Here is a 26,960-nt window from a genome sequence, read left to right as displayed (position 1 = left end):
GCGTTGCTACGGCTTGCATAACCTGATGAAGATTGGACCACCGGAATGATTCTCCGCAAGATCACTGCGGCAGCCGTGCCGATCGTCGCCGCTGTCGCGGTCGGCGCGGGCACCTCCTATGCACAGCCGGATGCCGCGCCCGTACCCGACATCGGGTACGAGGCAAAACTGGTGGACGACAAGATCGTCACCACACTGACCAACGGGTCCTTCCAAATGTCGGCGAACACCGTGGATATCAAGGACATCGCGGGCAATACGGTAGTGACGCTGCCACTGTCGTTCCGGCAGGACGGTCTGGAGTTCACCATGCCGCACGAGATCCGCGACGCGGGCCGGGTGCTGGAATTGACCGCGGTCAAGGACTACACGCAGGCGCGGCAGGCGGCCACACCGATCGCGTCGCCGCGGGAGAATCTGCGCGCGCAGGATAACTTCCTGTCCCAGTTCGGGATTGCCACCGCCATCGGCGGCTTTCTCGGCACGGTGATCGGCGCGCTGGTCGGGCTCACCGGCATCATCGGCGGGCCGACCGTCATCGCCAGCGTCCTCGCGGGCGCGGGTATCGGCGGCATCATCGGCACCCTCGTGGTCGGCGGACCGGCATTGATCATCGCGGGCATCGATCTGTTCAGCACCCTGACCGCCCCGGCCGGCACCACCAAATGGCAGGACGCACCGGTCAAGTAGGACCGGCAACCAGCACTCCGAACGCGGCGCGCGGCGAATCCTCGTAGCGCGCCGCATCTTTCGTTTATCGGCCGTGGCAGCCGGAGGCTATCGAGACACCCGCGAAGCGATCGGCAAGGAACCCCATCGCACCTGGCGCTTCACCGATGGCGGTCACATTGTGTCCGGGCAGCGCCGAATGCACGGAGGTGAGATCGGCACCCGCTGCGCAGTATCGCCCGACCAGATCGGTGAAGCCCGCGACCGGAATCACATCGTCGGTTGTGCTGTGGTACAGGTACATCGGCATGACCGGCGCGCTACCGCCCAACTCCTGGCGGTCGGTCGCGGCCCGAAATACCGGATGGAACAACACATCCGGCACCGCCGCGAAATCGTCCACATGCGCATTGAAGTACTTGAAGACCAGATCCGGAGCACAGGCCGAGGCATCCTCGGCGAGGGCAATGCGACCGCGTTCGTTGAGCAGGTCCGGCACACCGGAATTCGGCTCGTTCTTCGCGATCGCGATCAATGTGAGTATTGCCAGCCCCGCCTGCACGGTGCCATCGACACTATGGGCCATGGCTGTCCAATCGGCGGGCACCCCGCCCGAGGTGATTCCAGCGAACTGGATATCGGGCGCGTACTCCGGTTGTATCTGCGCCGCCCACAGCGTCGCGAAGGCACCGCCCGAATAGCCCCACGCCCCAATCGGGCTCGCCGGACCGACTCCGTCGGGTGCGAGCGTGCGGGCCGCCCTGATGCCATCGAGCACCGCACGGCCGGAGTTGACGCCGTCCAGGAATCGGGAGTCCGGCCCCTCGTAATCGCTTGTCACCACCGCCCAGCCGCGGCGCAGACCCTCGGCGATGAACGGTGTATCGATATAGGTATTCGCGCCGCCGAGATCCCAGCCGCCCCGCAGCGCGTACGACGGCGCACACCGGGTGGCGAGACTGTCCTCCGCGATCTGGTATGAGAGCAGCGGCCGCTGGCCAGGACCGAACCACGGCCAGTTGGGCACCAGAACGGTGGCCATACCCGCGATCGGCGACCCGTTCGTATCGTTGGTCCGGTATTGCACCTGCCATGCCGAAACCGGAAGCGGAAGACCGTACAACGCGATCGAGCGCGTCCGCAGCACAGCACCGTCGGGCTGCGAAGCCAGATCGGTCGGTGCCACGTAGAACGGGTCCTGATCCGGCATCGGCACAGCCCTGGCAACGGGCACGAATGCGAACGCCACGATCGCGAGAACGATAAGGATCGATATCGCACCGGATCTCCGGTTCCCGCCGACGAATGGTGCAAATGAAATTTTCATCGCGGCCTCCAGTGTTCCGACGCGGCGCGACGCACAGTGCGCCGGGAACGCGTCGGCGCCGACTTCGCCCGGCTTCGAATGTCACCACCGTACTGCCTGATCAGAGCCCCAGCAACGGGCATGTGCGGGCACCGGCGACGCCGTGCGTGTCCGATTTCCGACATGGTTACAGTTGGGGCGAAGCACGCCGCGGCGCGCTTCGAAAGTGGCTATCGCGCAACCGAATCACCGTCGGACCGTACCCCGAATGTGATCGGAATCGAACAGGAGTGAGCTGACCATGCGGCATGGCAACGGACTGGACATTCCCGAAGGACTCACCGATGTGTGTGCGCCGCACCGCATGGCGGTGATCGTCTACGACATGCAGGTCGGTGTGCTGTCCCAACTGCCGGACGGTCCGGAGATCATCGAGCGGGTGGCGCGGGTGGTCGAAGCGGCACGGCGAGGCGGTTATCCGATCATCTTCCTGCGGCATTTCTTCCTGCCGCGCCGCCTGAGTGGCACCTTCGCGCTGCGAATGGCCATGAGCTGGCAGCAGGTCGACAATGTCGACGACGTGAAGTTCATCCTGCAACGCGACACCCCGGCCTTCGAACTGGTTCCGGAGCTGCGGCCGACAGCGGACGAGGTGATCTTCGACAAGACCTCGATGTCGGCATTCGAGGGCACGCCATTGGCCGCGGTGCTGCGCGATCTCGGCATCGGCGCATACGCGATCGCGGGTGTCGCGCTGGAGATCGGCATCGCGCCGACGGTCACCCATTCGACCGATCTCGGCTTCGTGCCGGTGATCATCAGCGATGCCGTCGGCGGCCGCGATAAGGAGGCAATGGCGCGCGCCCACGACGATTTCGAATTCCAGGGCCACGCGATGGTCACCGACAGCGCGACCATCATTCCGCTGCTCGCCCGCGAACAGAGCTGACCGCGGGAATGGCGGATCGGTACGCCCGGTCCGCCACGCCGTAGCGACTGCTTGCAGGTCGCTCGAAAGGGTCGGCGACTCAGCTGTCCTTGTTGATGGCCTTCTTGGCGGCGTCCTGCGCGGCATCGACCTGGCTCGCGAACTTGCCGTCGGTCTGCTTGTCGACGAGATCGCCCACCTTATCGATGGCCGTATCCACCTTGTCCGCATTCTGCTGGGCCAGGTCCAACGCCTTGTTCGCCAGGTTCTTGAAATCCACCGCGCACTCCTATTTTTCGAGCCGACACACCGCAAGCACACGATACCGAGCGAACTCCCCGATGACCCGGCAAACCATCAGCGACCGCCGTCACATCTCGCCGAGCCACGCCGGATGCCAGAGGCGCCCGGTCTCGGTCCAGTTCATGAAGCGGACGGTGCCGCCGAGTTTCGGGGTCACCCACACCGCGGCCTCGCGTTCCTCGGCGGTGAGGTCGTTGTCGAACGGTGTGGTCCTCCGCTCCAACTTGCCGAGCCTTTTGGCCAGATCCCGCATGACCGGCTCGCTGAACCCCGTGCCTACCCGCCCCACGTAATACAGCCTGCCCTCGTGCGGAATGCCGACCAGCAGCGATTTGAAGTTGCGAGCGTCGCTGCGCCTCCAGCCGCCGATCAGGACACGCTGGGTGCGCCAGTTACGCTGCTTGACCCACGAATGTCCGCGCTTACCTGGCAGATACACCGAATCCTTGCGCTTTGCGACCACACCTTCCAGGCCCTGTTCCTGGCTGTAGCGCAGCGCTTCGGCGCCGGAGCCGTCCAGTCGCGGCGGCACCCGCAGTGACGGTGCGTTGGCGGCGATCGCTTCCAGTACCCGACGCCGATCCGAATACCTTTTGCGGATAAGGGAGGTCCCGTCCAGATACAGCACATCGAAGGCGACGAAGACCGCGCGCGCCGCATCGGCCTGCAGCAGACCGACATTCGCGACGCCGTGATCGTCGAACACCACGGCCTCACCGTCGAGCACCACATTGTGTCCGGCCAACTCCTCGGCCAGCACCGCCATACCCGGATAACGTTTGGTCACGACATTGCCCGCTCGGCTGCGCAGAGTCAGTGTCCCGGAATCTATTTCGGCGATCAGCCGGAAGCCGTCCCATTTGGTTTCGAAGCACCACTCGACGTCATCGAGATCGGCGACCACACCGTGGGTGGCGAGCATCGGTTGCAGCCCACGTGGAAAGGGCGCGGGCCCAGCCGGTCTCGGCACGATGAACGCGGCCTCGGGGCCGACCGGACCACTGGACACCCGGTTCACCTCTTCCTCGGCCGGATTCTGATCGCGCATGAGATGCATCAGCCACTGGGTGCCATTGGTTCGGATCATCGCGTAGCGACCACGCAGTCGCTTGCCGTGGAAGGTGACGATGACCTCGTCCTCGCGCCATTTCTCGGTGTCATATGTGCCGGAATCCCAGATCGTCATCTCTCCCGCGCCGTACTGCCCCTTTGGTATCGCGCCGTGGAAGTCCAAATACTCCAACGGATGATCCTCGGTGTGCACGGCGAGCCGGTTCTGATCCGATGAGGTCGGCGGCCCCTTCGGGACGGCCCATGACACCAGCACGCCGTCGCGTTCGAGCCGCACGTCCCAATGCAGCCGCCGCGCATGGTGTTCCTGGACGACGAACCGATCATTCGCCCCGGGCGTAGGCGTTTCGGACGGCACCGGTTCCGGGGTCGCCGAGGCATCGCGCATCTCTCGATATTTCGTCAGGGCATCGCTATTCGAACTGGGCGGATCCAATTCGGCGAGCAGATCGCCGTCATCGCGCCAGCGGGCGAGTACCTCGTCGAAGCGCAAGTGCCTCAGCTTTTTCCGGCTCTCCAGCTCGGCCCAGGTGCGCGGTGCGGCCGCATTCGGCTCGGTGCGGCCGCGCAGTGAATACGGTGCGATGGTGGTCTTGGAGGGATTGTTCTGGCTCCAGTCCAGGAAGACCTTTCCGCCGCGCGCCGATTTCGCCATCGTCGCGGTGACCAGATCCGGGTGCAGCTTTTCGAGATTCGTCGCCACCTGCTTGGCCACGGTGGACGCACCGCCCGGACTCAACTCCTGATCCAGCGGCACATAGATGTGAATTCCCTTGCTACCACTGGTAACCGGGAAGGCATGCAGCCCGATGCCCTCGACCATCTCGCGCACCGCGAGCGCGACCCGCGCGCATTCGGCCAGTCCCGCACCCGGCCCCGGATCCAGATCGAAGACCAACCGGGTGGCGTAGCCGACCTTGTCACCGTCGAAACGCCATTGCGGCACATGGACTTCCAGCGCCGCCTGCTGTCCGATCCAGGCCAGTCCGGCCTCGGAATCGATGACCGGATAGACGACCTTGCGGCCGGAATGTTCGATGGTGTGACGCTCCAGCCACGACGGTGCGTGCTCGGCGAGATTCTTTTCGAAGAAGGATGATTCGTCGACCCCATTGGGCCAGCGCTTCCGGGTGACCGGTCGCCCGGCGATATGCGGAAGCATCGCGGGCGCGATGGCCGAGTAGTACGCGATGACCTCGCCCTTGGTGGTTCCGGTCGCCGGATACAGCACCTTGTCGAGGTTGCTCAGCTCAACCTCGATGCCCGGCCGGCCCGGGCTGCCACCGAATTCCCGGCGGGTCACCATAAATGAAGTTTAGGGGCGGGGACCGACAGATATCGGCCCCCGCCACAGATCAAGCCTGCGGATGTCCCGGCTCTTCGGGCTCGGGGCCGGGCTTGGGAGCGGGTGGCACAGGCGGCTCCTCCGGCGCGGCCGCCGGCGGCTTCGGTGCCGACTTGTCCGACGGCACCGCCTTCTTGGCGGCCTCCTGCACCTTGCCGATCTTGTCGGAGTATTTGTGGCCGGTCTTCTCGTCGATGAACCCACCGGCCTTGTCGACCGCATCGTGAATTTTGTCGGCGTTCTCGGCTGCCGCGTCCTTACCCTTGCCGACGAGGCCTTTCAGGGTGTCCACGAGACTCATGCCTGCATTCCTTCCTGTCGACGAACCTAGGTATTCACCCAATATCCTCCCACCAGGAATCCCGACTCGGCAGGTCATTGGGGTCGATGCGCTGGCCGGGCATCGGCACCGCCACCGCGGTACCGGCCGCCCGCGCCGCAGCGACCATCCGGCGTACCGGCTCCGACCACCCGTGGAAGGCCAGGTTGAAGGTCGCCCAGTGGATGGGCACCAGCAGTCCGTGTCCCGGATCGCCGACGCCGAGGTCGGCATGTGCGCGAACCGCCTCCTCCGGGTTCATGTGGATGTCCGGCCAGGCCTCGTCGTAGGCGCCGATCGGCAGAAGCGTCAGATCGAACGGTCCGAGCGCGGCGCCTGCCTCCGCGAAAGCTTTGGTGTATCCGGTATCACCGCCGAAGTAGACCCGCCGCGTCGGGCCGATGATGGACCAGGACGCCCACAGTGTGGTGTTGCGCACCAGGCCGCGTCCGGAGAAGTGCCGCGCCTCGGTACAGGTGAGCACCAGATCCGTGCCGTCGCGCTCACGGCCCAGCGAGGCGAGGGAAACCGAACCACCCCAATCCAATTCGACGATGCGATGTTCGGGCACGCCCCAGTGCCGCAGATGGGCACCGATGCCGATCGGCACCAGAAAGGGTGCGGCCTGTCCGACCACCAGCTGACGGATCGTCGCCTTGTCCAGATGGTCGTAGTGATCGTGCGAGATCAGCACCGCGTCCACCTGCGGCAGTTCCGACAGCGGCGTCGGCACCGGATGCAGCCGGGCCGGACCGACCAGCGCGGACGGCGAAACCCGTTCGCTCCAAACCGGATCGGTGAGAATCCGGTACCCGTCGACCTCGATGAGCGCCGATGCGTGCCCGTACCAGGTGACCGCGAGATCGGCGGCCTCGGTCGGCACGTCGGGTGTCGCCAACGGAACGGCATTGCGCGGACGACCGGCATTACGCCGGGTCAGCGCCGAAATCAGCAGGGACGGAGCGGCTCCCGAGACGAACTGGGTGCTCGGCTCGGTGTTGTGGAACTGCCGATTGCGATAGCTCACCGCGCCGGTGGCGTGGGGCTGAATGGCATTCATGGAGGCGCCGATAGCCGAAGGGATGTCCCAGGCCGCACGCACCACCCAGGTGACACCGAGTGCTCCGGCGGCAATGCCCACTATCTTCTTCAGATTCATTTATCGCCCCACGAATTTCGCCGCACGCTTCTCTGCTCTGGCCAGCCGCCCCTCCTGGGCGTCCTGACTGGTCCACGCCGCCTCCAGCGCCGCACGCTGCTGCGTGCTCTCCGGATCCCGGGTGCCGTCATCGTTGAGCTCCAACTTCATATGCCGCAGCGACAGCGGAGCCAGCTGGGCGATCGATTTGGCCCAGGCCTGTGCGTCGGCCAGCGTGCCGAGTCGGTTGGCGAAGCCGAAGGAGTAGGCATCGGCGGCCGATACCGATTCCGCGCCGAGCAGCATGGTCCGGGCCGGACCACCGCCGATCAGCGATGCCAGCCGCCGCACGGTCCAGCGGTCGACGGTGATGCCGAGCTTGGCGGCTGGAATGGCGATATAGGCGTCGGGTCCCATGACCCGCAGATCCGAGGCCAGCGCGATCTGCACGCCGGCGCCGAGCGCACCGCCGTTGATCGCCGCGATCACCGGGACCGGTACGGATTCGATGGTGTGCAGCATGTCGGGCAGGGCCGTCAGGAATTCCTCCGCATAGACCCCGGACAGATCCGCGCCCGCGCTGAAGAAGGATCCCCGACCGGTGAGCACAATCACCCTGGCGTCCTCGGCCGCGGTCAACACTGCTTCGCGGAGCCCAGTGACGAGTTCGAAGTTCAGCGCGTTACGCCGCTCCTCGCGCTGTAGTTCGATAGTGACGACATCGCCATCGCGGCTAACGTCGAGCATGCATCCTCCCCAACTGACCGGTTCGAGTGGTTACATCAACTCTGCCACAGGTGGCGGAACATACCGACCAAGCCGATACGATCTCGGTTTGTGCCGACAGACTTCTCCATCCTGGTGATCGGTGCTGGTCAGGCCGGGCTGTCGGCCGGTTACCACCTGCAGCGCCTCGGATTGCGCCCGGAACGGGACTTCCTCATCGTCGATCACGCACCGGGACCCGGTGGGGCCTGGCAGTTTCGGTGGCCATCGCTCACCCTGACCACCGTCAATCGCGTACACGACCTCCCGGGCATGTCCTTCGCCGAGACATTGCCCCCCGATTCCGACGCCGTACCCGCGGCCACCGCGGTGCCGCGCTATTACGAGTTGTACGAGAAGAGATTCGATCTGCGGGTGCGCAGACCGGTCTCGGTGACCGTGGTCTGCGACCGCAATACCGACGGAAGCCCTTGTCCCGCAGGGCCGGATCTCGCGGCGGGGCGGGGCACGACGCTCAATGTCGAGACCGATACCGCGGGCACGATCCGGGTGCACGGCCTGATCAATGGCACCGGCACCTGGGAACATCCCTTCATTCCGCACTATCCGGGTGCGGAGACCTTCACCGGACGCCAACTGCACACTCACGACTACCGCACCGCCGACGAGTTCGCGGGCAAGCATGTCGTGGTGGTCGGCGGCGGAGTATCGGCCGTTCAGTTGTTGGACGAGATCTCGCAGGTCACCACCACCACTTGGGTGACTCGACGCGAGCCGGTATTCCGTGACGCACCGTTCGCCGAGGAGCACGGCCGCGCGGCCGTCGCCATCGTGGAGGATCGTGTGCGACACGGTCTGCCGCCGGGTTCTGTGGTTTCGGTCACCGGATTGCGGCTCGACGATCGACTGCGCGCCGCACAAGCTCGCGGTGCGCTGCAGCGGCATCCGATATTCGCGAGCATCGAACCGGATGGGGTGCGCTGGCCTGACGGCTCGTTCCAGCACGCCGACGTGATCCTGTGGGCGACCGGATTCCGCAGTGCACTGGACCATTTGGCCCCGCTACGCCTGCGCGGTCCGGGCGGCGGCATCACCATGACCGGCCGCCTCGCCACCCAGGTAGCCGTCGACCCGCGCATCCACTTGATCGGCTACGGCCCATCCGCGAGCACCATCGGCGCCAACAGAGCCGGGCGCGCCGCCGCCCAAGAGCTCACGCGATACCTCGATCTGATCTAGCCGTCTGTAGCGCACAGGAAGTATCGGGGAGGCTGGGGAGCCTAAGTATTCGGGGAGGCGGGCAGCCCGGCCGTGAAGGTGGTCGGATCGGGGCCGATGCGGGCGCCCTTGTCGAGTGCGTTGATGGCGTCCATCTGGTCGCGGGTGAGTTCGAAACCGAAGACGTCGAAGTTGGCGGCGATGCGGGCCGGGGTGACCGACTTCGGGATGACGACAATGCCCTGCTGGAGGTGCCAGCGGATAAGTACCTGGGCGGGGGTGCCACCGACCTCGTCGGCGATGGAGACGATGGTGTGATCATCGAGCAGAGTGCCCTGCCCGAGCGGACTCCACGCCTCGGTGGCAATGGCATTCGCATCGTGGAACGCGCGCAGCTCGCGCTGCGCGAGCCGGGGATGCAATTCGACCTGGTTCACGGCCGGGATCTCGCCGGTCTCGCCGATGACCCGCTCCAGATCGGCGACGGTGAAGTTCGACACACCAATCGAACGCACCCGGCCCTCCGCCTTCAGTGTCTGCAAGGCCTTGAAGGTCTCGACGAAGCGATCGGCCTGCGCCACCGGCCAGTGGATGAGATAGAGATCGAGGTAGTCCAGGCCGAGCCGAGCCATGCTGGCGTCGAATGCGCGCAGCGTGGAGTCGTAGCCCTGGTCGGAGTTCCACAGCTTGGTGGTGAGATAGACCTCGTCGCGCGGCAGCCCGGATTCCCGGATGGCGCGGCCGGTGCCCTCCTCGTTGCCGTAGATCGCGGCGGTATCGATGCTGCGATAGCCCGCCTCCAGCGCAGCGGTAACGACCGGCTGGACGTCCTCCGGCGGTACTTGGAACACACCGAAGCCGAGCTGCGGGATCACGTTCCCGTCGTTCAGCACGATCGAGGGAATGGCGCTGGTCTCGCTTCTGAAGGTCACATTCCGACCGTAGGAGTGCCGCGCCGCGTCGTCAACGAGAACCCCTGGTGTGTTGACCACCGGTTTTCCGGACGGGATCGCGTTTCTACTGGTTACCAGGGATCGTCAGGGCCGGCCGAGGCGGCGATAGCGGGTATGGCGGGAGGCACGAATCTCGTCGATCGGACGGGCGCGCAGCCCGGTGAGCTCTTCGGCGATGGCGGCGACCATGCGGCGGGCGAAGTCGACCGGTTCGTCGGCGGCGTCGGGAAATTCCGGGACGATGCGGTCGACGACACCGTCGGCGAGCAGGTCTGTGGCGCGGATGCCCTGTGCGTCGGCCAACTCGGGGGCATGGTCGGTATCGCGGTAGACGATGGCGCTCGCCCCTTCCGGCGGCAGCGGCGCGAGCCAGCCGTGGGTAGCGGCCAGGACGCGGTCGGCCGGCAGCAGCGCCAATGCGCCGCCGCCGGTGCCCTGACCGAGCAGGACCGAGACGGTCGGGGTATCGAGAGTTACCAGATCGGCTATGCAGCGGGCGATTTCGGGGGCGAGCCCACGCTCCTCGGCCTCCTTCGACAGTGCCGCACCGACCGTGTCGATCACCAGCACCAGCGGCAGCCGCAATTCCTGGGCCAGCGCCATACTGCGTCGGGCCTCGCGCAATGCAGCCGGGCCCATGGTGTGTTCACCCTGCTGACCCGCGCGGTCGTGGCCGAACACAATGCACGGCTGTCCACGAAAGCGGGCCAGCGCATGCACCATGGTGCGATCGGATTCGCCCTGCCCGGTGCCGCTGAGCGGAACCCGTTGCGTCACATGGCGTAGCAGGTCACGGATACCGGGCCGACCTGGGCGGCGCGAGATCTGAACCGATTCCCAAGCCGGAACATCCGCGGCCGCATTCGCGGTCTTACGCACCGGCGCGGCCCAACCAGGTCCCGCCGCAACAGGATCCGGCACACCGCTGAGCACGCTCAACGCACGATGCGCGATCCGACGGAACACCGAAACGGGCAGCACCCCATCGATCACGCCGCTGCGGTACAGATTCTCCGCGACCTGCACACCCTCCGGAAAATCCCTGCCGTACAACGCCTTATAGACGCGCGGACCGAGAAACCCGATGAGTGCATCGGGTTCGGCGAAGGTGATATGCCCCAGCGAACCCCAGGACGCGAAGACGCCGCCCATCGTGGGATTGCGCAGATAGACCAGATACGGATGCCCGGCCGCCTTGTGCACCGCGACCGCACCCGCGATCTTCACCATCTGCACGAAAGCGATTGTGCCCTCCTGCATTCTGGTACCGCCAGAGGTCGGCGACGCGACCAGGGGCAGGCCGAGTTCGGTGGCGCGCTCGACCGCCGAGACGATGCGCTCGGCCGCGGCCACCCCGATCGAACCCGCCAGAAATCCGAATTCGCAGGCGATTACGGCCACGCGTCGACCACGCAGCAGACCTTCACCGGTCAGCACCGCTTCATCTGTACCTGCCGCCAGCTCGGCCTTGTGCAGATCCGCGCGGTATCGCGGGGATACGGCCACCGTCACCGATGGCCGGTCCCAGCTGATAAACGAGTCCGAGTCGAGCAGTTGCCCGAGCAACTCCCGCGCCGAAATCCTCACCGAGCGAGCCTAGGGGGATGGCAGCCAGCAGAGCCGGCGGGGTGGGTAAGGCTCAGCCACTCGATTCGGGGCCGACGCGACAGTCGCGAACGCTCAGTAGCCCTGCATGACCTTGCGTAGGGCGTACTCGGTGAGCGAGACCAGCGCCTGCTTGGCGGGTTCGCGCCGACGGGCGTCGATGGACAGGATCGGCACATCCGCAGGCACCGCGAGGGCCTGACGGATGTCCTCGATCGGATACCTCGGTGCGTCGTCGAATTCGTTGAGCGCAACCAGGAACGGTAGATTGCGCGCTTCGAAGTAGTCGACGGCCGCGAAGCTGTCCTCGAGCCTGCGGGTGTCGACCAGCACCACGGCGCCGATGGCGCCGCGGATCAGGTCGTCCCACATGAACCAGAAGCGGTACTGGCCCGGCGTACCGAACAGGTACAGCACCAGATCGTCGGCGAGGCTGATCCGGCCGAAGTCCATCGCCACCGTGGTGGTCGACTTCATCGGAATACCGGTCAGATTGTCGATTCCGGTACTGGCATTGGTCACCAACGCCTCGGTGCGCAGCGGAACAATCTCCGAGACGGCACCCACCAACGTGGTCTTACCGACACCGAAGCCGCCAGCGACCACGATCTTTGCCGAAGTCGGTTTGCTGGTGCGGGTATCGACCTGTGCCGTCGAATCAAATACGCCGGAGTCCACTGAGAACCCTTTCGATCAGCTCGCGACGTTCATCGTCGCTGGAATCGTCTTTCAAAGTCGCCGAAACTCGCACATGCCCGGCCTCGATGAGGTCGGCCACGAGCACGCGGGCCACCCCGATGGGGATACCCAAACGCGCCGCTACTTCAGCAACGGACGGCGATTCTCTGCACAACTCCACGATGGACGTCTCGATGTTGGTCAGTTCGAACTGCCGCTCCAGGGCGACCGGATGCGATGCGACAAGTGCCTCCAACGCCAACTCGACCGCGGGCCTGGTTCGGCCCGCAGTCAAGGAGTACGGGCGAACGAGACTCGGCTCGGCGCTCCCCATGCGGTGATCGTCTATGTCCATCCCACCATCAGGAACCCATCGTGACGCGTGGCGTGGCCTGTACCGTCTGGCCAACACGCTCGACCAACAGGGCCATTTCGTAGCCCACCTGGCCGATATCGCAGGAAGTATTCGTCAGCACCGCAAGATACGAGCCGTCGCCGACTGCCATGAGTAGCAGATAGCCGTGCTCCATCTCGACCACCGACTGCAGCACGGTGCCGCCTTCGAATAGATTCGAGACGCCTACCGAGAGGCTGGCCAGTCCGGCGGTAACAGCCGAGAGCTGTTCGGCACGGTCCACCGGCAGCTGCGCGCTCGCCGCCATGAGTAGGCCGTCAGCCGAGACCAGGACGGCATGAGCTACGCCAGGAACCTCGTTGGCGAAGTTCGAAACCAGCCAATCCAGCTGACGATTCGTACCACCTAGATCGGGGTTCATCGGTCTCCTTTATCTCCGGTTAGGTTCATTGCCTTCATTGCGCGGCCATCCCGGACGCCCTGCTGGTGACGACTCAAGCTGGACCTGATCGTTTCTGGATCGCGACGCGTCGTGCGATCGGCGTTGCCGGTGACACCGCCGGGGACCAGCCTCCCGCCCGGATTGCGTTGAGGCAACCCGGCGGCCGTCTTTGTTTCGGCCTGGGCCTCGCTGGCGCGGCGGGCCGCCTGCCAGCCCTCGTCGCCGGGTGATTCGAAGGAGGCAGCAACTTGGGACCGGTCCTGGTTGGGATCCGATAGCCACGCCGACATCATTTCGGCGAAGATCGGTGTCCCGCCCATCACCGAATCAGAGTCGGCCGCGGGCTGCAACCTGGTCTGGAAGAACGATGCCGCCTTCTCCGGATCGGGCTTGAAGCTGTGCCGGCCCGGATCGCGCGGTGCGGTCGTCGCCCCGCTCTCGGACATCGCGGGTGTCTCACCGCTGGCCGCGGGCTGGGCCGCACCACGATCCCGTCGCGGCAGACCGACACCCGGCGGAACTTCCTTGCGCGGCAGTACGGTCGCTCCCGGATCGCGCTGGGGCAGGCCGGTAGCAGCCGACTCCCGCTGCGGCAGGCTGTCGCGGGAAGGTAGCAGACCGTCGCGCTGGGGCAGGCCGCTCGGTGGCTGCGCACCCGACTGACGCTGCGGCAGGCCGTTCGCGGGCGACTGACGCTGCGGCAGACCGGTAGCACCCGCCTCCCGCTGCGGGAGGCCACCGGAAGCGGAATCCCGCTGCGGCAAGCCCGAACCGGTGTCCCGCTGCGGCAGGCCGTTCGAGGCCGAATCGCGCCGCGGTAGACCACCCGTGCTTTCCCGCTGCGGCAGACTACTCAACGGATCACGCAACGGATCACGCTTCGGCAGACCACCGGTGCTCTCACGCTGCGGCAAACCACCGGTGCTTTCCCGCTGCGGCAAACCACCCAGCGCATCACGCTGCGGCAGACCACCGGAAGCGGAATCCCGCTGCGGCAAGCCCGAACCGGTGTCGCGCGGCGGGATACCGGCCAGACCGGACTCACGTTGCGGCAGACCATTCGATGCGGAATCCCGTTGCGGTAGACCGCCGGTGCTCTCACGCTGCGGCAAGCCACCGGCACTTTCGCGCTGCGGCAAACCGCCCGTGCTCTCACGCTGTGGCAGACCACCCGTGGTTTCCCGCTGCGGCAGACTGCTCAACGGATCACGCAACGGATCACGCTTCGGCGGACCACCGGCGCTCTCACGCTGCGGCAGACCACCGGTGCTCTCACGCTGCGGCAGACCACCGGTGGGTTCGCGCTGCGGCAGACCACCCAAAGCATCACGCTGCGGCAGACCACTAGCGCTCTCACGCTGTGGCAGACCGCCCGTGCTCTCACGCTGCGGCAAACCGTTCGGCGTTTCCCGCGGCGGCAGACCGCTCGCAGGCGACTGACGTTGCGGCAGACCGGTAGCACCCGGCTCCCGCTGCGGCAGCCCTCCGGCGGCCGAATCCCGCTGCGGCAGGCCACCGGCGGCCGAATCCCGCTGCGGCAGGCCACCGGCGGCCGAATCCCGTTGCGGCAGTCCGGTCGAACCAGGCTCCCGCTGCGGGAGTCCACCCGACGCATCACGCTGCGGCAGGCTCGCCCCGGTATCGCGCGGCGGCACACCACCGGCACCCGGTTCGCGCTGCGGCAGACCGTTCAGCCCCGACGCACGCTGCGGCATACCACCCGCGCCCTCGCGCTGCGGTGCACCGTTGCTGCCCGGCTGACGCTGCGGCAGACCGCCACTCGGCTGACCGCCCTCCGGCACACCATTCGTGCCGGGCTGACGCTGCGGCAGCCCACCGGAATTCAGATTCCGAGGCGGCAGACCACCGCCGGAAACCGTCGGCTCGGCACCTGGCCGACTCGGCGGCGGACCGCCGGGAGTGACATTGCGTCTCGGCAGATTCGCCGCGGCGAGCTTGCCGCGCTGCGGACCGCTCGGCGGCTGTCCGGCCGATGGGCGCAGGGTCGGATTCGGTTGCGCCGGTTCCTGACGCAGCCCCGAGGCACCCGAGGACATGGTCGAGCCGGGCGAACGCTGTGGCAGCCCGCCCGCCGACGGAATCGGACCGCTGCCCGCAGCCGGTGCCGGACTGCTCATCGGAATCGGTCCGCTCACACCGGGATCGACGGTGACCATGACATTGCCACCGGGCGTCCTGGTGATCGCACGCGTCTGCATCGACGCCGCGGCCGACGGCCGTTGCGGAGCCCCAGCGGCGACCTGCGGTGCCGCCTGCGGCATCGCGGTGGTCTGGCCCTGTCCGAGCACGATCAGATTGGCCGGAACCTGCACGGTGACCGTGACGCCGGGGTCCCGTGCGGTATCGAAGGTCGGGCGCAGGCGCACGGTGAGTCCGTGGCGCTCGGCCAATCGGCCGACCACGAAAAGACCCATGTGCCGCGCGGTGTCCGGACCCGGTTCGGCGGTCTGCTCGAGCCGCCGGTTGATGTCGGCCATTTCACTCGGCGGCATACCGATGCCGCGGTCCGCGACCTCGATGAGCATGCCCTGGTCGTGTCCCTGCGCGAAGGTGAACTTCACGTCGGTCTCCGGCGGCGACGCGCGTAGCGCGTTGTCCAATAGCTCGGCGAACAGGTGCGCCATATCCGAGGCGGCGGGCTCGACCAGCGAACCACGCGGTGTCGCACCGAGCTTCACGCGCTCGTAGTCCTCGACCTCGGAGATCGCCGCACGCAGCACGTCCGCGATCTCGACCGGCGCGGACTTGCTGCGCCGCTGCCGGGTACCGGCGAGGATCAGCAGGTTGTCACCGTTACGGCGCATACGAGCCGCGAGATGGTCCAGCCGGAACAGGTTTTCCAGCAGGCGTGGATCCTTCTCGTCGTACTCCATCGCCTCGATCAAACTGAGCTGATGGTCGACGAGCGACTTGGAGCGCCGGGCCAGGGTTTCGAACATGTCGTTGACCTGGGCACGCATCTGCGCCTGGTCACTGGCCAAACGCAGCGCCTGGCCGTGGATATCGTCGACGGCGCGGGCCAGCTGACCGATTTCCTCGTGGCTGCGGATCGGCATCGGCTCCAGCGGCACATCCTCGGGGGACGCGCCGTTACGCAGCTGGGCGACCTCGTGTGGCAGATCGCTCTCGGCCACACGCAGCGCGGCCAGACGCAGCCGGTGCAGCGGCACGATCATCGAGCGCGCGACGAACACCGCGAGCAAAAGCGCGGCGAGAATGGTCGCGATAACGACTGCGGTATAGGTCCACGCGCCGGTATTGGCGTTGGACACCAGCGAACTCATCGCCGTGTCGATGTCCTTGGTGGACTTGTTGACCACGCGCTCGTAGACATCGAGGCTGCCGGTGAGCGAATTCTTCAGATCACCGACCGGGATCTTGCCGGACTGCGCCTCCGGGCTGGTCAGCAGCGAGATCCGGTTATCGATACCAGCCCGCAGATCGGCGATCGAGGTGTCGCCGTCGGAAAAGCGGTGGGCGAGCACGTTGAGCATCGCCCGCTCGGTATTGGCCGCGGTGATCGCGTTCTGCACGCCAGCCGCCGAACCGCGCAGCACCTCGGGGAATGCGGCGACCTCACCGACCAGTGCGGCACGGGTGTTCAGCGAGTCGACCAGCCGCAGCTTCGACTGTTCGATGGCCTGGTCGCTGACCTGGCCGACCGTCGTCTCGACGATGTGCACACTGTCGTTGCGGACCTGGTCGATCATCCCGATGACTTCGGCCGGTGTCTGCGTCGTGACGTTCTTGCCCTGGGCACGAATGGCCTTGGCCTGGGTGATCATGCTGTCCAGCGACGCGCGTGCACCGGCAACACCGTCGAGCTTGCCGCCCGACTGTTCGGCATCGGCGATGACCTTGTCGAGGTCGGCCAGGTTCTTGTCCGACACGATCGACACGTTCGGCATGATCGAAATCATCTGCGAAGCGGCGGTCGTCGCCGTCTGCGCACTCAGCGCGGTGACGGCGGGAATCGTCTCGATGTTCTTCGCGGCAGCGTCCAGTCGGTTCGCGTCGGCGAACTCGGTGGTAATCCTGGACACGCCGAGCCCAACCGCGACTGCCAGCGGAACGGCCAGGACCGCCGTAACCTTCCAGCGCAGGTCCCAGTTGCCGAGCGCCCAGCGTTTGCTGCCGGACCTTGCGGCGTCACGCATCTCCCACTCACTTTCCAAACTGGCCCCAACCACGTGCCATCAGCGAACCTAGACAATCGCATGCTGGCTCGACAGGCAGAGCTGGCCGAGGAACTGCGGCTGGCCGAGAAATTGCGTCTACGACGGCCCAAATAAGTGACATCAGATTCTAACGGATCAATAACAGCTTGGGTGACGTTGAGTGTAGTTACGGGCCTTGACCTGCCGATAATTGGCAAAACCAGAGGTCGCGGCACCCACCCGGGCGTCGCGTGAAGTCTGCCACAATCGTGCTGATCTATCGAGGCGGGCATCGAGGCGAGGCTAGGGAGTCACGGGATTGAGTGAGAACCAGACGTACCGGCCGGTCTATCAGACCAGCTTGGTCGATCCCGCTGAGTTCTGGGCCGAGGCGGCCGAGGCGATCGATTGGGTGACCCCGCCGACCCACATCGTCGACACCACGGCCCGCTCGATGGCCAGATGGTTTCCGGACGCTCGCCTCAATACCTCCTTCAACGCCCTCGACCGGCATGTGCACGGCGGCGACACTCCGGACGAAGCGAGTCGGGCCGATCAGCCCGCCCTAATATACGACTCCGCTATGACCGGCACCAGAGGCGTTTTCACCTACGCCGAACTACTCGCCGAGGTTGCCGAGTTCGCCGGTGCGATGGCACGTTTGGGTGTCGCCGCGGGTGACCGCGTGGTCATCTACCTGCCCATGATCCCCGAGGCCGTAATCGCCATGCTGGCCTGCGCCCGTATCGGCGCGGTGCATTCGGTGGTCTTCGGCGGCTTCGCCGCACCCGAGTTGGCCGCCCGCATCGATGATGCCGAACCTGTGTTGATCATCACTGCCTCGGGCGGACTGGAGCCGGGCCGAACGATCGATTACCCGCCGATCGTGTTGCAGGCCCTCGACCTCGCCGAGACGAGCGCGCCGCGGCACGTGATCGTCAAGCAGCGGCCGCAATTTCCGACCATCCACTTCCCCGCGCCGCAGCCCGCCACCGATTCACTGCCGAGTTCCACACAGACCGTCGCGGCGCAGTGGCTCGATTGGGAAGACGCGGTGCGCGATGCGCAACCCGCAGATCCGGTTCCGGTCGCCGCGACCGATCCGCTCTATATCCTCTACACCTCCGGCACCACCGGGAAGCCCAAGGGCGTGGTCCGCGACAACGGCGGACATGCGGTCGCCCTGTCCTGGTCCATGCGCAATATCTACGACGTCGGTCCGGGCGAGGTGATGTGGGCCGCCTCGGATGTCGGCTGGGTCGTCGGACATTCGTACATCGTCTACGCGCCGCTGTTGGTCGGCGCGACCACGCTGCTCTACGAAGGCAAACCGGTCGGGACACCGGATGCGGGCGCGTTCTGGCGGGTGGTGGCCGAGCACAACGTGCGGGTGCTGTTCACCGCGCCGACGGCGCTGCGCGCCATCCGCAAGGCCGATCCGGATGCCGCACTCGCCCACCGCCACGACCTGTCCTCGCTGCGCGCATTGTTCTGCGCCGGTGAGCGCCTGGATCCGGCAACCTACGAGTGGGCCAACGAAACCCTGCTCGCCGATCGGCCCGACTGCCCGGTGGTCGACCACTGGTGGCAGACCGAGACCGGCTGGCCGATCTGCGCGAATCTGCTCGGCCTGCAGCAACTTCCGATCAAGGCGGGTTCGGCGTCGGTGCCGGTGCCCGGCTTCCGGCTGCGGGTGCTCGATGCCGAGGGCAATCCGGTCGCACCGGGCACCGAGGGCAATATCGTCATCGGCCTGCCACTACCGCCAGGGACACTAACCGGACTATGGCGCGACGAAGGCCGCTTCCAACGCTCCTATATGTCGGCGTTTCCCGGCCACTACCTCACCGGCGACTCCGGATACTTCGATGATGACGGGTACCTCTACGTGCTCGGCCGCAGCGACGATGTGATCAATATGGCCGGACACCGGCTGTCGGCGGGCAGCATCGAGGCCGCCATCGCCGGACACGAGGCCGTCGCCGAATGCGCGGTGATCGGCCTGCCCGACGAACTCAAGGGCCAGCGGCCGATCGCCTACGTGGTGCTCAAGTCCGGCGTCGAGATCGATCCGGACCGCCTGCGCGACGAACTGATCGCCCGGGTGCGCGAGCAGATCGGCGCGATCGCCACCCTGCACGATGCTGTCGTCGTCACCGCGCTGCCCAAAACCCGATCGGGCAAGATCCTGCGCAAGACGATCCGCCAGATCACCGCGGGCGATCATTACGAAGTGCCATCCACCATCGAAGATGCTTCGGTGCTCGCCGCACTGGAGGTCCAGATCCGGGCCAGCCGCCCGCAGGGGCCCGGCCCGGAAGTCGTTGCACCCAACGGCGATCCGATTGTGCCGTCATAACTTTGCGATTGCATTGCGTTTCACTCCTTAGAGAATCCTCAGGGATAGTTCACACATGCGCCAGTGCGGGGCAATAGCGTCTAGGGCGCTGGATCCACAGCACCCTCGAAGCAGCATGACCCTCGAAATCTGGAGGCACACACCATGAAGCTCTTCCACAGTCGCCCGGCCGTCGCCGCTCTCGCCGCAGGCGGCATGGCCAGTGTGGCCGTGTTGCTCTCCCCGGCCATCGCAGCCGCGGATCCGATGACGCTGGCCGGGCCGCTGCTGACCTCCGACTGCTCTTTCGCCCAGGTCGACGCGGCGCTGCACGCCAAGGCACCGCAGCTGGCGGCCATGCTCGACGCGAACCCGACCCAGAAGGCCGAACTGCAGCGCAAGTTCGATCAGCCGGTCGAACAGCGTCGCGCGGAACTCCAGGCCGCCATCGACGAGAACCCGAGCGCCGCGCAGGACGCCGAGAACGACCCGCGTGCGTCCGGGCTGGCCGAGACCATCCGCACCGTGGCCGAAACCTGCCACAGCTACTGAGCGCTCCCCCGCCTCCCCGGATATTCAGGCGCCAGACCTAGGTGCCACGAACGCAGCATCGGCGACCGGCGGATAAGCGGTAGATGGGTCAGCCCGTCCCCGACGAGTTACCCATGCACTTCCGAAATCAGTCGGTTGCCTAACCGATTCCGTTTCCGAGTGGCGGCACAATGGATGACGTGACTTCTAACCCGACCGTCCTTGTCGTCGACGATGACGAGGACGTGCTCGCGTCGGTCGAGCGCGGCCTGCGCCTGTCCGGCTTCCAGGTGCGGGTCGCCCGCGACGGCGCCGAAGCGCTGCGCAGCGTGACCGAGCAGGTGCCCGACGCGGTGGTGCTCGATATGAATATGCCGCTGCTCGACGGTGCGGGCGTGGTAACGGCACTTCGGGCCTTGGGCAATGAAGTCCCGATCTGTGTGCTCAGCGCCCGCGCCTCCGTCGACGACCGGATCTCTGGACTGGAGTCCGGCGCCGACGACTATCTGACCAAGCCGTTCGTCCTCGCCGAATTGGTGGCGCGGATCAAGGCACTGCTGCGCCGCCGCTCGGACGTTCCGGCCGCCGCCACGCCGGGCGCGATCACGGTCGGCCCGCTGGAGGTCGATGTCGCCGGATACCGCGCAGTGCTGAACGGCCGCGAAATCGATCTCACCAAGCGCGAATTCGAGCTGCTGTCCACCCTGGCCCGCAATGTGGGCGTGGTGCTGAGCCGCGAGCGGCTACTGGAATTGGTGTGGGGCTACGACTTCGCCGCCGACACCAATGTGGTCGATGTCTTCGTCGGATACCTGCGGCGCAAGCTGGAGGTCGAGGGCACGCCGCGGCTGCTGCACACGGTCCGCGGCGTCGGATTCGTGCTGCGAGCACCCAAGTGAGTTGGCGATGACGCCGCAGCTCCCGGCTTCCCGGAAACGGCGGCGGCGCACGTTCTCCCTTCGCACCCGGGTGGCCGGTGCCGCCGCGGTCGGCGCGATCATCATCGTCACGATCATCGGTGTGATCTCCTCACAGGCCATCGAGCGCAACAACCTGGCCCAGACCGACCAGCAGTTGGCCATCGCGTCGCGATTGGTGCTCATCGATTCGGTTTTGGCCGTCGGTGTGCTCGGACTGGTCGGTCCGACCTACGACATGGCAGTGACGGTCCGCGACAACAACACGATCGTGGCGAGCACACCGATCCGCCTGCCCGAACAGCCGATCGGATCGCATACCGTCACCGTGAACGGCACCCCGTTCCGTGTGCTGACCACCACCGAGAACCAACCGGCGGGACGAGTTGTGTCCCTTGGCATTCCATCGACTGAGGCGGCACGCACCACCGCCGAACAACAGCGCTGGGTGCTCGCCGGAGCCGGACTGGCGATCGCCACCGCCGCCGCACTCGGCTGGCTGCTCGCGGGCCGTGCCGTCCGCCCGATCGTCGATCTCACCCGACAGGTCGGCACGCGCAGCGGCTACCGCGATCCGGACAATCCACAGCCGCCGGTCGACGGCTCCGGAGTCAGAGAGGCAGAAAAACTCGCCGAGGCGGTGAACACCCTGCTGCAACGGGTGGATCAGGCGCAGACCGAAACCGCCGCCGCACTGGAGACCGCACGCGATTTCGCCGCCGTCTCCGCCCACGAACTGCGCACCCCACTCACCGCCATGCGCACCGACCTCGAGGTGCTGCGCACCCTCGACCTGGACGAGGCCCAACGCGCCGAAATCCTTGCCGACCTGCAACGCAGCCAGGGCCGCGTCGAAACCACCTTGGCCGCACTGGAACGCCTCGCCTCGGGCGACCTCACCCACGAACGCGATCACGTCGACACCGACGTCGGCGACCTGTGCGACCAAGCCGCCCACGACGCCATGCGACACTTCCCCGGCGTAACCGTCCGCATCGATACCGACGCCGAACTGATCACCCGCGGCCTTCCCGCCGGACTGCGGCTCGCGATCGACAACGCTTTGACCAACTCCGTCAAACACGGCCGCGCCACCGAGGCGGTGGTCTCCGCCCACCGAATCCCCAACGGACACATACTGATAACCGTCGACGACAACGGCCGCGGCATCCCCGCCGAAGAACGCACCGCCGTCTTCGAACGCTTCTTTCGCGGCAGCCAAGCCAGCAAGGGCGGCTCCGGACTAGGCCTCGCCTTGGTCGCCCAACAGGCTCAATTACACGGTGGCCGAGCCTATTTCGACGACAGTCCGCTCGGTGGTGTGCGCCTGGTACTGGATCTTCCGGAGCGCCGGACTTCCTGACCCGAAAAGCCGCTGCGGCCTACGGTTCTTATCATTTTACGCAACGGATTGCAGTTGCTTCTCCAGCGTGGGCCGTCGGTCAGCCGGTCGCACCGTCGGGTCGGGTAACCGCAACGATCGTTACGAGCTCCTCTAGGCCGGTGAAATCTTTCGGATTCGTCGTGTATAGCGGCAAACTGTTGCGTGCGGCAGTCCGAAGCTTTGAATCAGTTGCGGACCACCTCGACCGGGTCCGTCAACGCAAGCGCCAGTGCGGACTGCTGGGCAGTGCTGCGCTGGGGTAGCGCTGCGACGGCCTTGTCGGTTTGGGTGCTGAGGTTGGTCACGATTTGCTGGAGTTGGGTGACGCCGCCAGTGAGTTGGCTTATGGCGCTGACCAATTGAGCACCGCCCTGGTCCGCCAGTTGCGGCAGACCTTCGGCGAGTTTCGCGCCCTCGGCCAATTGCGCACTGGCGCCGGTCAATCGGTCCACAACTGTGCGCAGGAGCGTGCCGAGGTCAGTGCTCGGATCGACGGCGCTGCCGACCAGATCGCCGAGATCGGTCAGCTGGGATCCGGCCTGGCCTGAAACATTTCGTAGCCCTTCGAGTTTCGCAATGATATCGGCGACTTGTGGATCGCCCGCGAAGGACAGCGCACGCATCAGCGGCAGGATCTGATCCAGACCGCCGCTCACCGTATTCGCGGTCTGCTGCACCTGTCCGATCGTGATGCCGGTCGAATCCAATGCCGAGGCAAGTTGATTCGCTTGTGTGGCAGCACCGGAGACGGTCGAGTTCAGCAGCGCGATGGCCGAAGTCAGTTGTGCCGAACCCGCTTTGGCGTAGGTCAGGAAGCCGAGCAGCTGATCCGCGCCTGAGCTGAATTGATCGGCACCTGCGGCCGCGGCATTCACTCCGGCATTGAGCAGCTGGGTGGTGAACTGCACCGAGGTCATCTGGGTGCGCGCCTGCGCGACCGCGGCCAGGGCGGCATCGACACCGGATGCGCCGATCCGGTGCGTCACCGTATTCACCGCGCCGTTCACCACATCCGCATCCGCGCCCTTATGCGTATCCACGGTGACCTTGGCCCGTTTCGGCTGCGCGCTCGCCAGTGTGCCCATGGATTCGGTGAGATCGGCGGGCAGGGTGATCACGGCCGCGTAGTCATCCGCGTCGAGTTCACCCGGCTTGCCGACGGTCCATTCGTATCCACCGCCGTCCTGCTGCAGCCCCTGTGCGATGCGCGCACCCGTCGGCCCGGTATCGGCGTTCACCAATGCGATACCGCCGGGTGAACTGGATGATCTCGAGCAAGCGGTGACGGCGCCACCGAGCGCCCCGGCGATGACAACGGCAACGGCGAGCAGGGCCCAGCGGGCGCGATTTCCAGCCACGTCTGCCGACCCTAGAACTCCGAATTGGCTGAACTCTGAGAATTCCGTAAGGGCCGCAGATGATTAGGAGAGGTCGGCGCCGGTGGGCTCCTCGGTCCGCGTCGCCTCGACCACCCGGCCGAAATCGAGTTTGACCAGCTGGTCCGCGTGGTGGAAGTAGCGATCGTCGTGGGTGATCACGATGACGGTCTTCCCGCGCTGTTTGAGCTCGGCCAGGATTTCCTGATAGAAAACGTCGCGGAACTTGGGTTCCTGGTCGGCGGCCCACTCGTCGAAGACATAGATCTGCCGGTCCTCGAGCAGCGCGGTCAACAGCGCGAGCCGTTTGCGTTGTCCCTGCGACAGATCGACGGTCGACAGCCGTCCGTCCTGCACCGTCACCTTGTGCGCGATCTGCAACTCCTCGAGATACCGGCGCACCTCACCGTCGAGTCCGGGCCGATCGAAGCCCAGGTACTCATCGAACAAGTGGAAGTCGGTGAAGATCGCCGAGGAGTTCTGCCGGAACCACTCGATATTCTCGTGGTCGATCGGCTCGCCATTGAGCGACAGCGCGCCGGTCTGCGGCACATACAGTCCCGTGATCAGCTTGGCCAGCGTGGATTTGCCGCTGCCGTTGCCGCCGACGATGAAGGTGATCTGCCCGGGCTCGAAGACCAGATCGAGCGGGCCGAGCCGGAATCCGGACTCGTCGTTGTTCTTCTCGGGTGGCGGGCCGAGCGGCATCGGCCGGTTGTCGTGTCCGCTGTGGTCGATGATCCGATGACCGTTGACATCCGGTCGCGGCCCGCCGGGACGTGGACCCCGACCGGGCGGATGCGCGCCGCCTCTTGGACCAGGCGGCGGCCCGCCGGGACCCGGCGGGAACGGCGGTGGCGGCTCCATCCGGTAGCTGTAGGTGACATTCGTCAGCTCCAGCCGCGCCACGTCGACGGCGGGACGGTCCGTGAACGGCAACCGCTCCTCGTCGTGCATGGTCTCCATGGACAGATTCATCGCGCGGATCTTCGCCAGCGCCACATCACCGCGCAGCAGATCCGGGATGCGGTGCATGAAGTTCTGCATCGGCATCGCCAGGAACGTCGTCACCAGGACATACCCGACCATCACATCGCGCGACAGATCCAGCGGCGCGACCAGCACGAACAGGATCAGTGCCATGGTGCCGAGCTGCAGCGCCTGCCCGAATCCCTGTGCCACCGAGAATTTGGATCCGGCATCGACATTCTGTGCACGCAGCGTCGCGGCCGAACCGAGCAGATGCCGCTGCATGAAATCGCGGCGGCGCCCCCGATGCAGCTTCAACTCTTTGATGCCGAGGGTCACGGCCTGGTACGACCGCAACAGCGCGTCCTCGTTCTCCCGCGCCTCGCGATAGATATTGCGCACCCGCTCGAGAATCAGCTCGACACAGGCGATCCCGAGCAGTGTGCCCGCCACGGTCACCGCGAACAGCGGACCCGACACCGCGAGCAGGAAGACGAAGCAGCCGACGATGGTGGCCACATCGATGCAGATGCTCGGAATGGCGGTCACTGCCTGTGACAGCGAGCGCACATCTTCGGTCAGCGTGGCCATCAGACGGTGCATGCCGAGCCGTTCCAGATGCTCGAGCGGCGCCGAGACGATCCCGGAACTCAGATCCGCGCGCAGTCGGTAGATCGCCTCTTGGGCAAGGCGAATCAGTAGCACCTGCGACACCACACCACTGACCAGGATGACCAGGCCCGTCAGGGCGAAGCTCTGGATGTTGACGTGCGGATGCGGTTCCGGCGACACCACACCCCTGATGAGGGTCACCAGATAGGTATTGGCCACACCGCAGATGAGGCCCGCGGCAATGACGGCCGCGATCCGCATCCAGGAGATCGAGATGAGGAATCGGATGAGTTGCATGGTTGCTGCGCTCCCTCAACGGGCGGATTTGGCTGAGACCGGTGCTATTACCGGCGAATGATGTCGAAGATCATGCCTTCGAGGGTGACCCCCGGCGCGAAGGAGAACGCCACTCCGGTCGAGATCGGCTCCGCCGCTTCCTGCTGAATCATCTGTTCCAGCACGAAAATCAGCGACACGCTCAGCATATTGCCGAACCTTGCCAGCACATCCCAGCTCAGCGCCGCCCGCTCCGGCGCGATACCGAGCGAATGCACGGACTCCTCGATGATCTTCGGCCCACCCGGGTGGATCGCCCACAGATCGACATCGGATTTCTGCAATCCATTGCGGCCCAGGACCTCGGTGACCACGGGATCGACCCCGGTATAGATGTACTGGGGCAGATTCTCCGACAGCTCGCAGGTGATGCCGTTCTGATTGACACCGAGCACGATGCCGTCCTCGGCACCGTCGAGGAGCTGGCTGAAGCTGTCCCGGATCACCACGCTGCCCGGTGCCAGCGGCTGCTGGACCTGACCGGCGCCGATGACCACCGCACCGCAGCCGTCGCCGAACAGGCTGTGGATGATCACATCGTTGATGTTGTCGTCGAAGACGGCGTTCACCGAGCTCAGCTCGATGCAGACGACCATCGCCTTCTTATCCGGATGCGCCCGAACATAATCCACGGCAGTCCGAATGCCGTTCATCGCGGCCGCGCAGCCCATGAAGTTCACCACGACCCGCCCGACCGACGGCGAAAGCCCGAGCTGCTTCACTACCGCGACATCCACGCCCGGCGCGATGAAACCGGTGCTGGTCACGAAGACCAGCAAGCCGATCTCCGCCGCCGCGTCCTCGATACCGGCGAGGGCACGACCAGCGACATCGACGGCCAGCGGCACTGCGTGGCGGTAGAAGAGATTCATCCGGTCCCGGATCGTGCCGCGCTCCCGGCCGAACTGCAGGAATTCAGGATCCAGCGGATCGACGACCAGACGACGGCTGTCAATCTTCGTCTTCTGGTAGATCCGCGAAATCCGGGCCCGCTGTTGCGGATCGGTGAACAGCTCGGCCACCCGATCGGCGGCGCCGGCCTGGTCGACGAGCTGACTCGGCGCACCGGTCGCGATGCTCTCGATCACCCCGACCGTGGTCGGCGGCGCGGGCGGCAGCCCGTGCTGCACGAGGCCGTGGCCGTGCTCGTCCCCCTGACGAGCCGCCGACGTTCCCTCATCGATAGTGATTGACACGAAATTCTCCCCGTTCTTGTGAAAAATGGTGATCGGCGCCGCAGTTGACCAGCGGTTCGATCGGTCG

At 65.9% G+C, this 26,960-nt stretch carries 22 protein-coding genes; 7 read left to right on the top strand and 15 right to left on the bottom strand.

From position 1 onward, the window contains the following. Positions 1-45 precede the first annotated feature (45 nt). The gene (locus OIE68_RS35595) at positions 46-690 is read left to right on the top strand and encodes an ammonium transporter (RefSeq protein WP_327095321.1); all 645 of its coding nucleotides are present in this window, start codon (positions 46-48) and stop codon (positions 688-690) included. Positions 691-754: 64 nt separating this feature from the next. Here OIE68_RS35595 and OIE68_RS35590 read toward each other — a convergent pair whose 3' ends face one another. Continuing rightward, complete coding sequence (locus OIE68_RS35590) at positions 755-1,918, bottom strand: lipase family protein (RefSeq protein WP_327095320.1); 1,164 nt, start codon at positions 1,916-1,918, stop codon at positions 755-757. Positions 1,919-2,276: 358 nt separating this feature from the next. Here OIE68_RS35590 and OIE68_RS35585 point away from each other — a divergent pair, with 358 nt between their 5' ends. Then, complete coding sequence (locus tag OIE68_RS35585) at positions 2,277-2,924, top strand: isochorismatase family cysteine hydrolase (protein WP_327095319.1); 648 nt, start codon at positions 2,277-2,279, stop codon at positions 2,922-2,924. A 79-nt stretch (positions 2,925-3,003) separates the two neighbouring features. Here OIE68_RS35585 and OIE68_RS35580 read toward each other — a convergent pair whose 3' ends face one another. From OIE68_RS35580 to OIE68_RS35560, 5 genes are all read right to left on the bottom strand, one after another. Next, positions 3,004-3,183: an antitoxin gene (locus tag OIE68_RS35580; protein WP_327095318.1), complete on the bottom strand. Its 180-nt coding sequence runs from the start codon at positions 3,181-3,183 to the stop codon at positions 3,004-3,006. Positions 3,184-3,273: 90 nt separating this feature from the next. Then, entirely contained in the window at positions 3,274-5,583 is a 2,310-nt protein-coding gene (locus OIE68_RS35575) for an ATP-dependent DNA ligase (protein WP_327095317.1), read from the bottom strand. A gap of 49 nt (positions 5,584-5,632) precedes the next feature. Next, on the bottom strand, positions 5,633-5,923 hold the full coding sequence (locus tag OIE68_RS35570; RefSeq protein ID WP_327095316.1) for an antitoxin: 291 nt from the start codon (positions 5,921-5,923) through the stop codon (positions 5,633-5,635). A 34-nt stretch (positions 5,924-5,957) separates the two neighbouring features. After that, positions 5,958-7,100 carry an MBL fold metallo-hydrolase gene (locus tag OIE68_RS35565; RefSeq protein ID WP_327095315.1) on the bottom strand — a complete coding sequence of 381 codons (1,143 nt, stop codon included), beginning with the start codon at positions 7,098-7,100 and terminating at the stop codon, positions 5,958-5,960. Beyond that, positions 7,101-7,826, bottom strand: a complete 726-nt coding sequence (locus OIE68_RS35560) for an enoyl-CoA hydratase (protein ID WP_327095314.1) — start codon at positions 7,824-7,826, stop codon at positions 7,101-7,103. A gap of 90 nt (positions 7,827-7,916) precedes the next feature. Between OIE68_RS35560 and OIE68_RS35555 the strand changes: the two genes are divergently transcribed. Next, complete coding sequence (locus OIE68_RS35555; RefSeq protein ID WP_327095313.1) at positions 7,917-9,044, top strand: NAD(P)-binding domain-containing protein; 1,128 nt, start codon at positions 7,917-7,919, stop codon at positions 9,042-9,044. Between the two features lie 41 nt (positions 9,045-9,085). On the opposite strand, the gene OIE68_RS35550 is transcribed toward OIE68_RS35555, so the two are convergent. The 6 genes from OIE68_RS35550 to OIE68_RS35525 all read right to left on the bottom strand — a co-directional run bounded on the left by OIE68_RS35550 (position 9,086) and on the right by OIE68_RS35525 (position 17,234). Continuing rightward, positions 9,086-9,955, bottom strand: coding sequence for an aldo/keto reductase (locus OIE68_RS35550; RefSeq protein WP_327095312.1), 870 nt, complete (start codon positions 9,953-9,955; stop codon positions 9,086-9,088). A 105-nt stretch (positions 9,956-10,060) separates the two neighbouring features. After that, a complete protein-coding gene (locus OIE68_RS35545) occupies positions 10,061-11,563 on the bottom strand; it encodes a carboxyl transferase domain-containing protein (protein ID WP_327095311.1) in 1,503 nt (500 codons plus the stop codon). Between the two features lie 93 nt (positions 11,564-11,656). Then, positions 11,657-12,259 (bottom strand): GTP-binding protein, encoded by a 603-nt coding sequence (locus OIE68_RS35540; RefSeq protein WP_174414979.1) that lies wholly within the window; start codon positions 12,257-12,259, stop codon positions 11,657-11,659. Then, positions 12,240-12,614, bottom strand: coding sequence for a DUF742 domain-containing protein (locus tag OIE68_RS35535; protein ID WP_040686485.1), 375 nt, complete (start codon positions 12,612-12,614; stop codon positions 12,240-12,242). Before OIE68_RS35535 ends, OIE68_RS35540 begins: the two co-directional genes overlap by 20 nt. A gap of 7 nt (positions 12,615-12,621) precedes the next feature. Further along, positions 12,622-13,035, bottom strand: a complete 414-nt coding sequence (locus tag OIE68_RS35530; protein WP_011207200.1) for a roadblock/LC7 domain-containing protein — start codon at positions 13,033-13,035, stop codon at positions 12,622-12,624. Beyond that, the gene (locus OIE68_RS35525) at positions 13,032-17,234 is read right to left on the bottom strand and encodes an ATP-binding protein (RefSeq protein ID WP_327095310.1); all 4,203 of its coding nucleotides are present in this window, start codon (positions 17,232-17,234) and stop codon (positions 13,032-13,034) included. The genes OIE68_RS35530 and OIE68_RS35525 overlap by 4 nt, the downstream gene beginning before the upstream one ends. A gap of 319 nt (positions 17,235-17,553) precedes the next feature. On the opposite strand from OIE68_RS35525, the gene OIE68_RS35520 reads away from it, so the two are divergent. The 4 genes from OIE68_RS35520 to OIE68_RS35505 all read left to right on the top strand — a co-directional run bounded on the left by OIE68_RS35520 (position 17,554) and on the right by OIE68_RS35505 (position 22,383). Beyond that, on the top strand, positions 17,554-19,593 hold the full coding sequence (locus OIE68_RS35520; RefSeq protein WP_327095309.1) for an AMP-binding protein: 2,040 nt from the start codon (positions 17,554-17,556) through the stop codon (positions 19,591-19,593). Between the two features lie 144 nt (positions 19,594-19,737). Further along, positions 19,738-20,124, top strand: coding sequence for a hemophore-related protein (locus OIE68_RS35515; protein ID WP_327095308.1), 387 nt, complete (start codon positions 19,738-19,740; stop codon positions 20,122-20,124). 170 nt (positions 20,125-20,294) lie between these two features. Next, positions 20,295-21,002, top strand: coding sequence for a response regulator transcription factor (locus tag OIE68_RS35510; RefSeq protein WP_327095307.1), 708 nt, complete (start codon positions 20,295-20,297; stop codon positions 21,000-21,002). 7 nt (positions 21,003-21,009) lie between these two features. After that, the gene (locus OIE68_RS35505) at positions 21,010-22,383 is read left to right on the top strand and encodes a HAMP domain-containing sensor histidine kinase (RefSeq protein ID WP_327095306.1); all 1,374 of its coding nucleotides are present in this window, start codon (positions 21,010-21,012) and stop codon (positions 22,381-22,383) included. A gap of 206 nt (positions 22,384-22,589) precedes the next feature. Here the strand turns inward: OIE68_RS35505 and OIE68_RS35500 are convergent, their stop codons facing one another. From OIE68_RS35500 to OIE68_RS35490, 3 genes are all read right to left on the bottom strand, one after another. Next, complete coding sequence (locus OIE68_RS35500; RefSeq protein WP_327095305.1) at positions 22,590-23,762, bottom strand: hypothetical protein; 1,173 nt, start codon at positions 23,760-23,762, stop codon at positions 22,590-22,592. Between the two features lie 63 nt (positions 23,763-23,825). Beyond that, positions 23,826-25,658 carry an ATP-binding cassette domain-containing protein gene (locus OIE68_RS35495; protein ID WP_327095304.1) on the bottom strand — a complete coding sequence of 611 codons (1,833 nt, stop codon included), beginning with the start codon at positions 25,656-25,658 and terminating at the stop codon, positions 23,826-23,828. 47 nt (positions 25,659-25,705) lie between these two features. Next, complete coding sequence (locus OIE68_RS35490; RefSeq protein ID WP_419150835.1) at positions 25,706-26,887, bottom strand: type III polyketide synthase; 1,182 nt, start codon at positions 26,885-26,887, stop codon at positions 25,706-25,708. Positions 26,888-26,960: the final 73 nt, after the last annotated feature.

The sequence above is a fragment of the Nocardia vinacea genome (assembly GCF_035920345.1).
In the GTDB taxonomy this organism is placed as follows: domain Bacteria; phylum Actinomycetota; class Actinomycetes; order Mycobacteriales; family Mycobacteriaceae; genus Nocardia; species Nocardia vinacea_A.
Note: the sequence above shows the minus strand (reverse complement) of the source record. Positions and strands in the feature narration are given on the sequence as shown.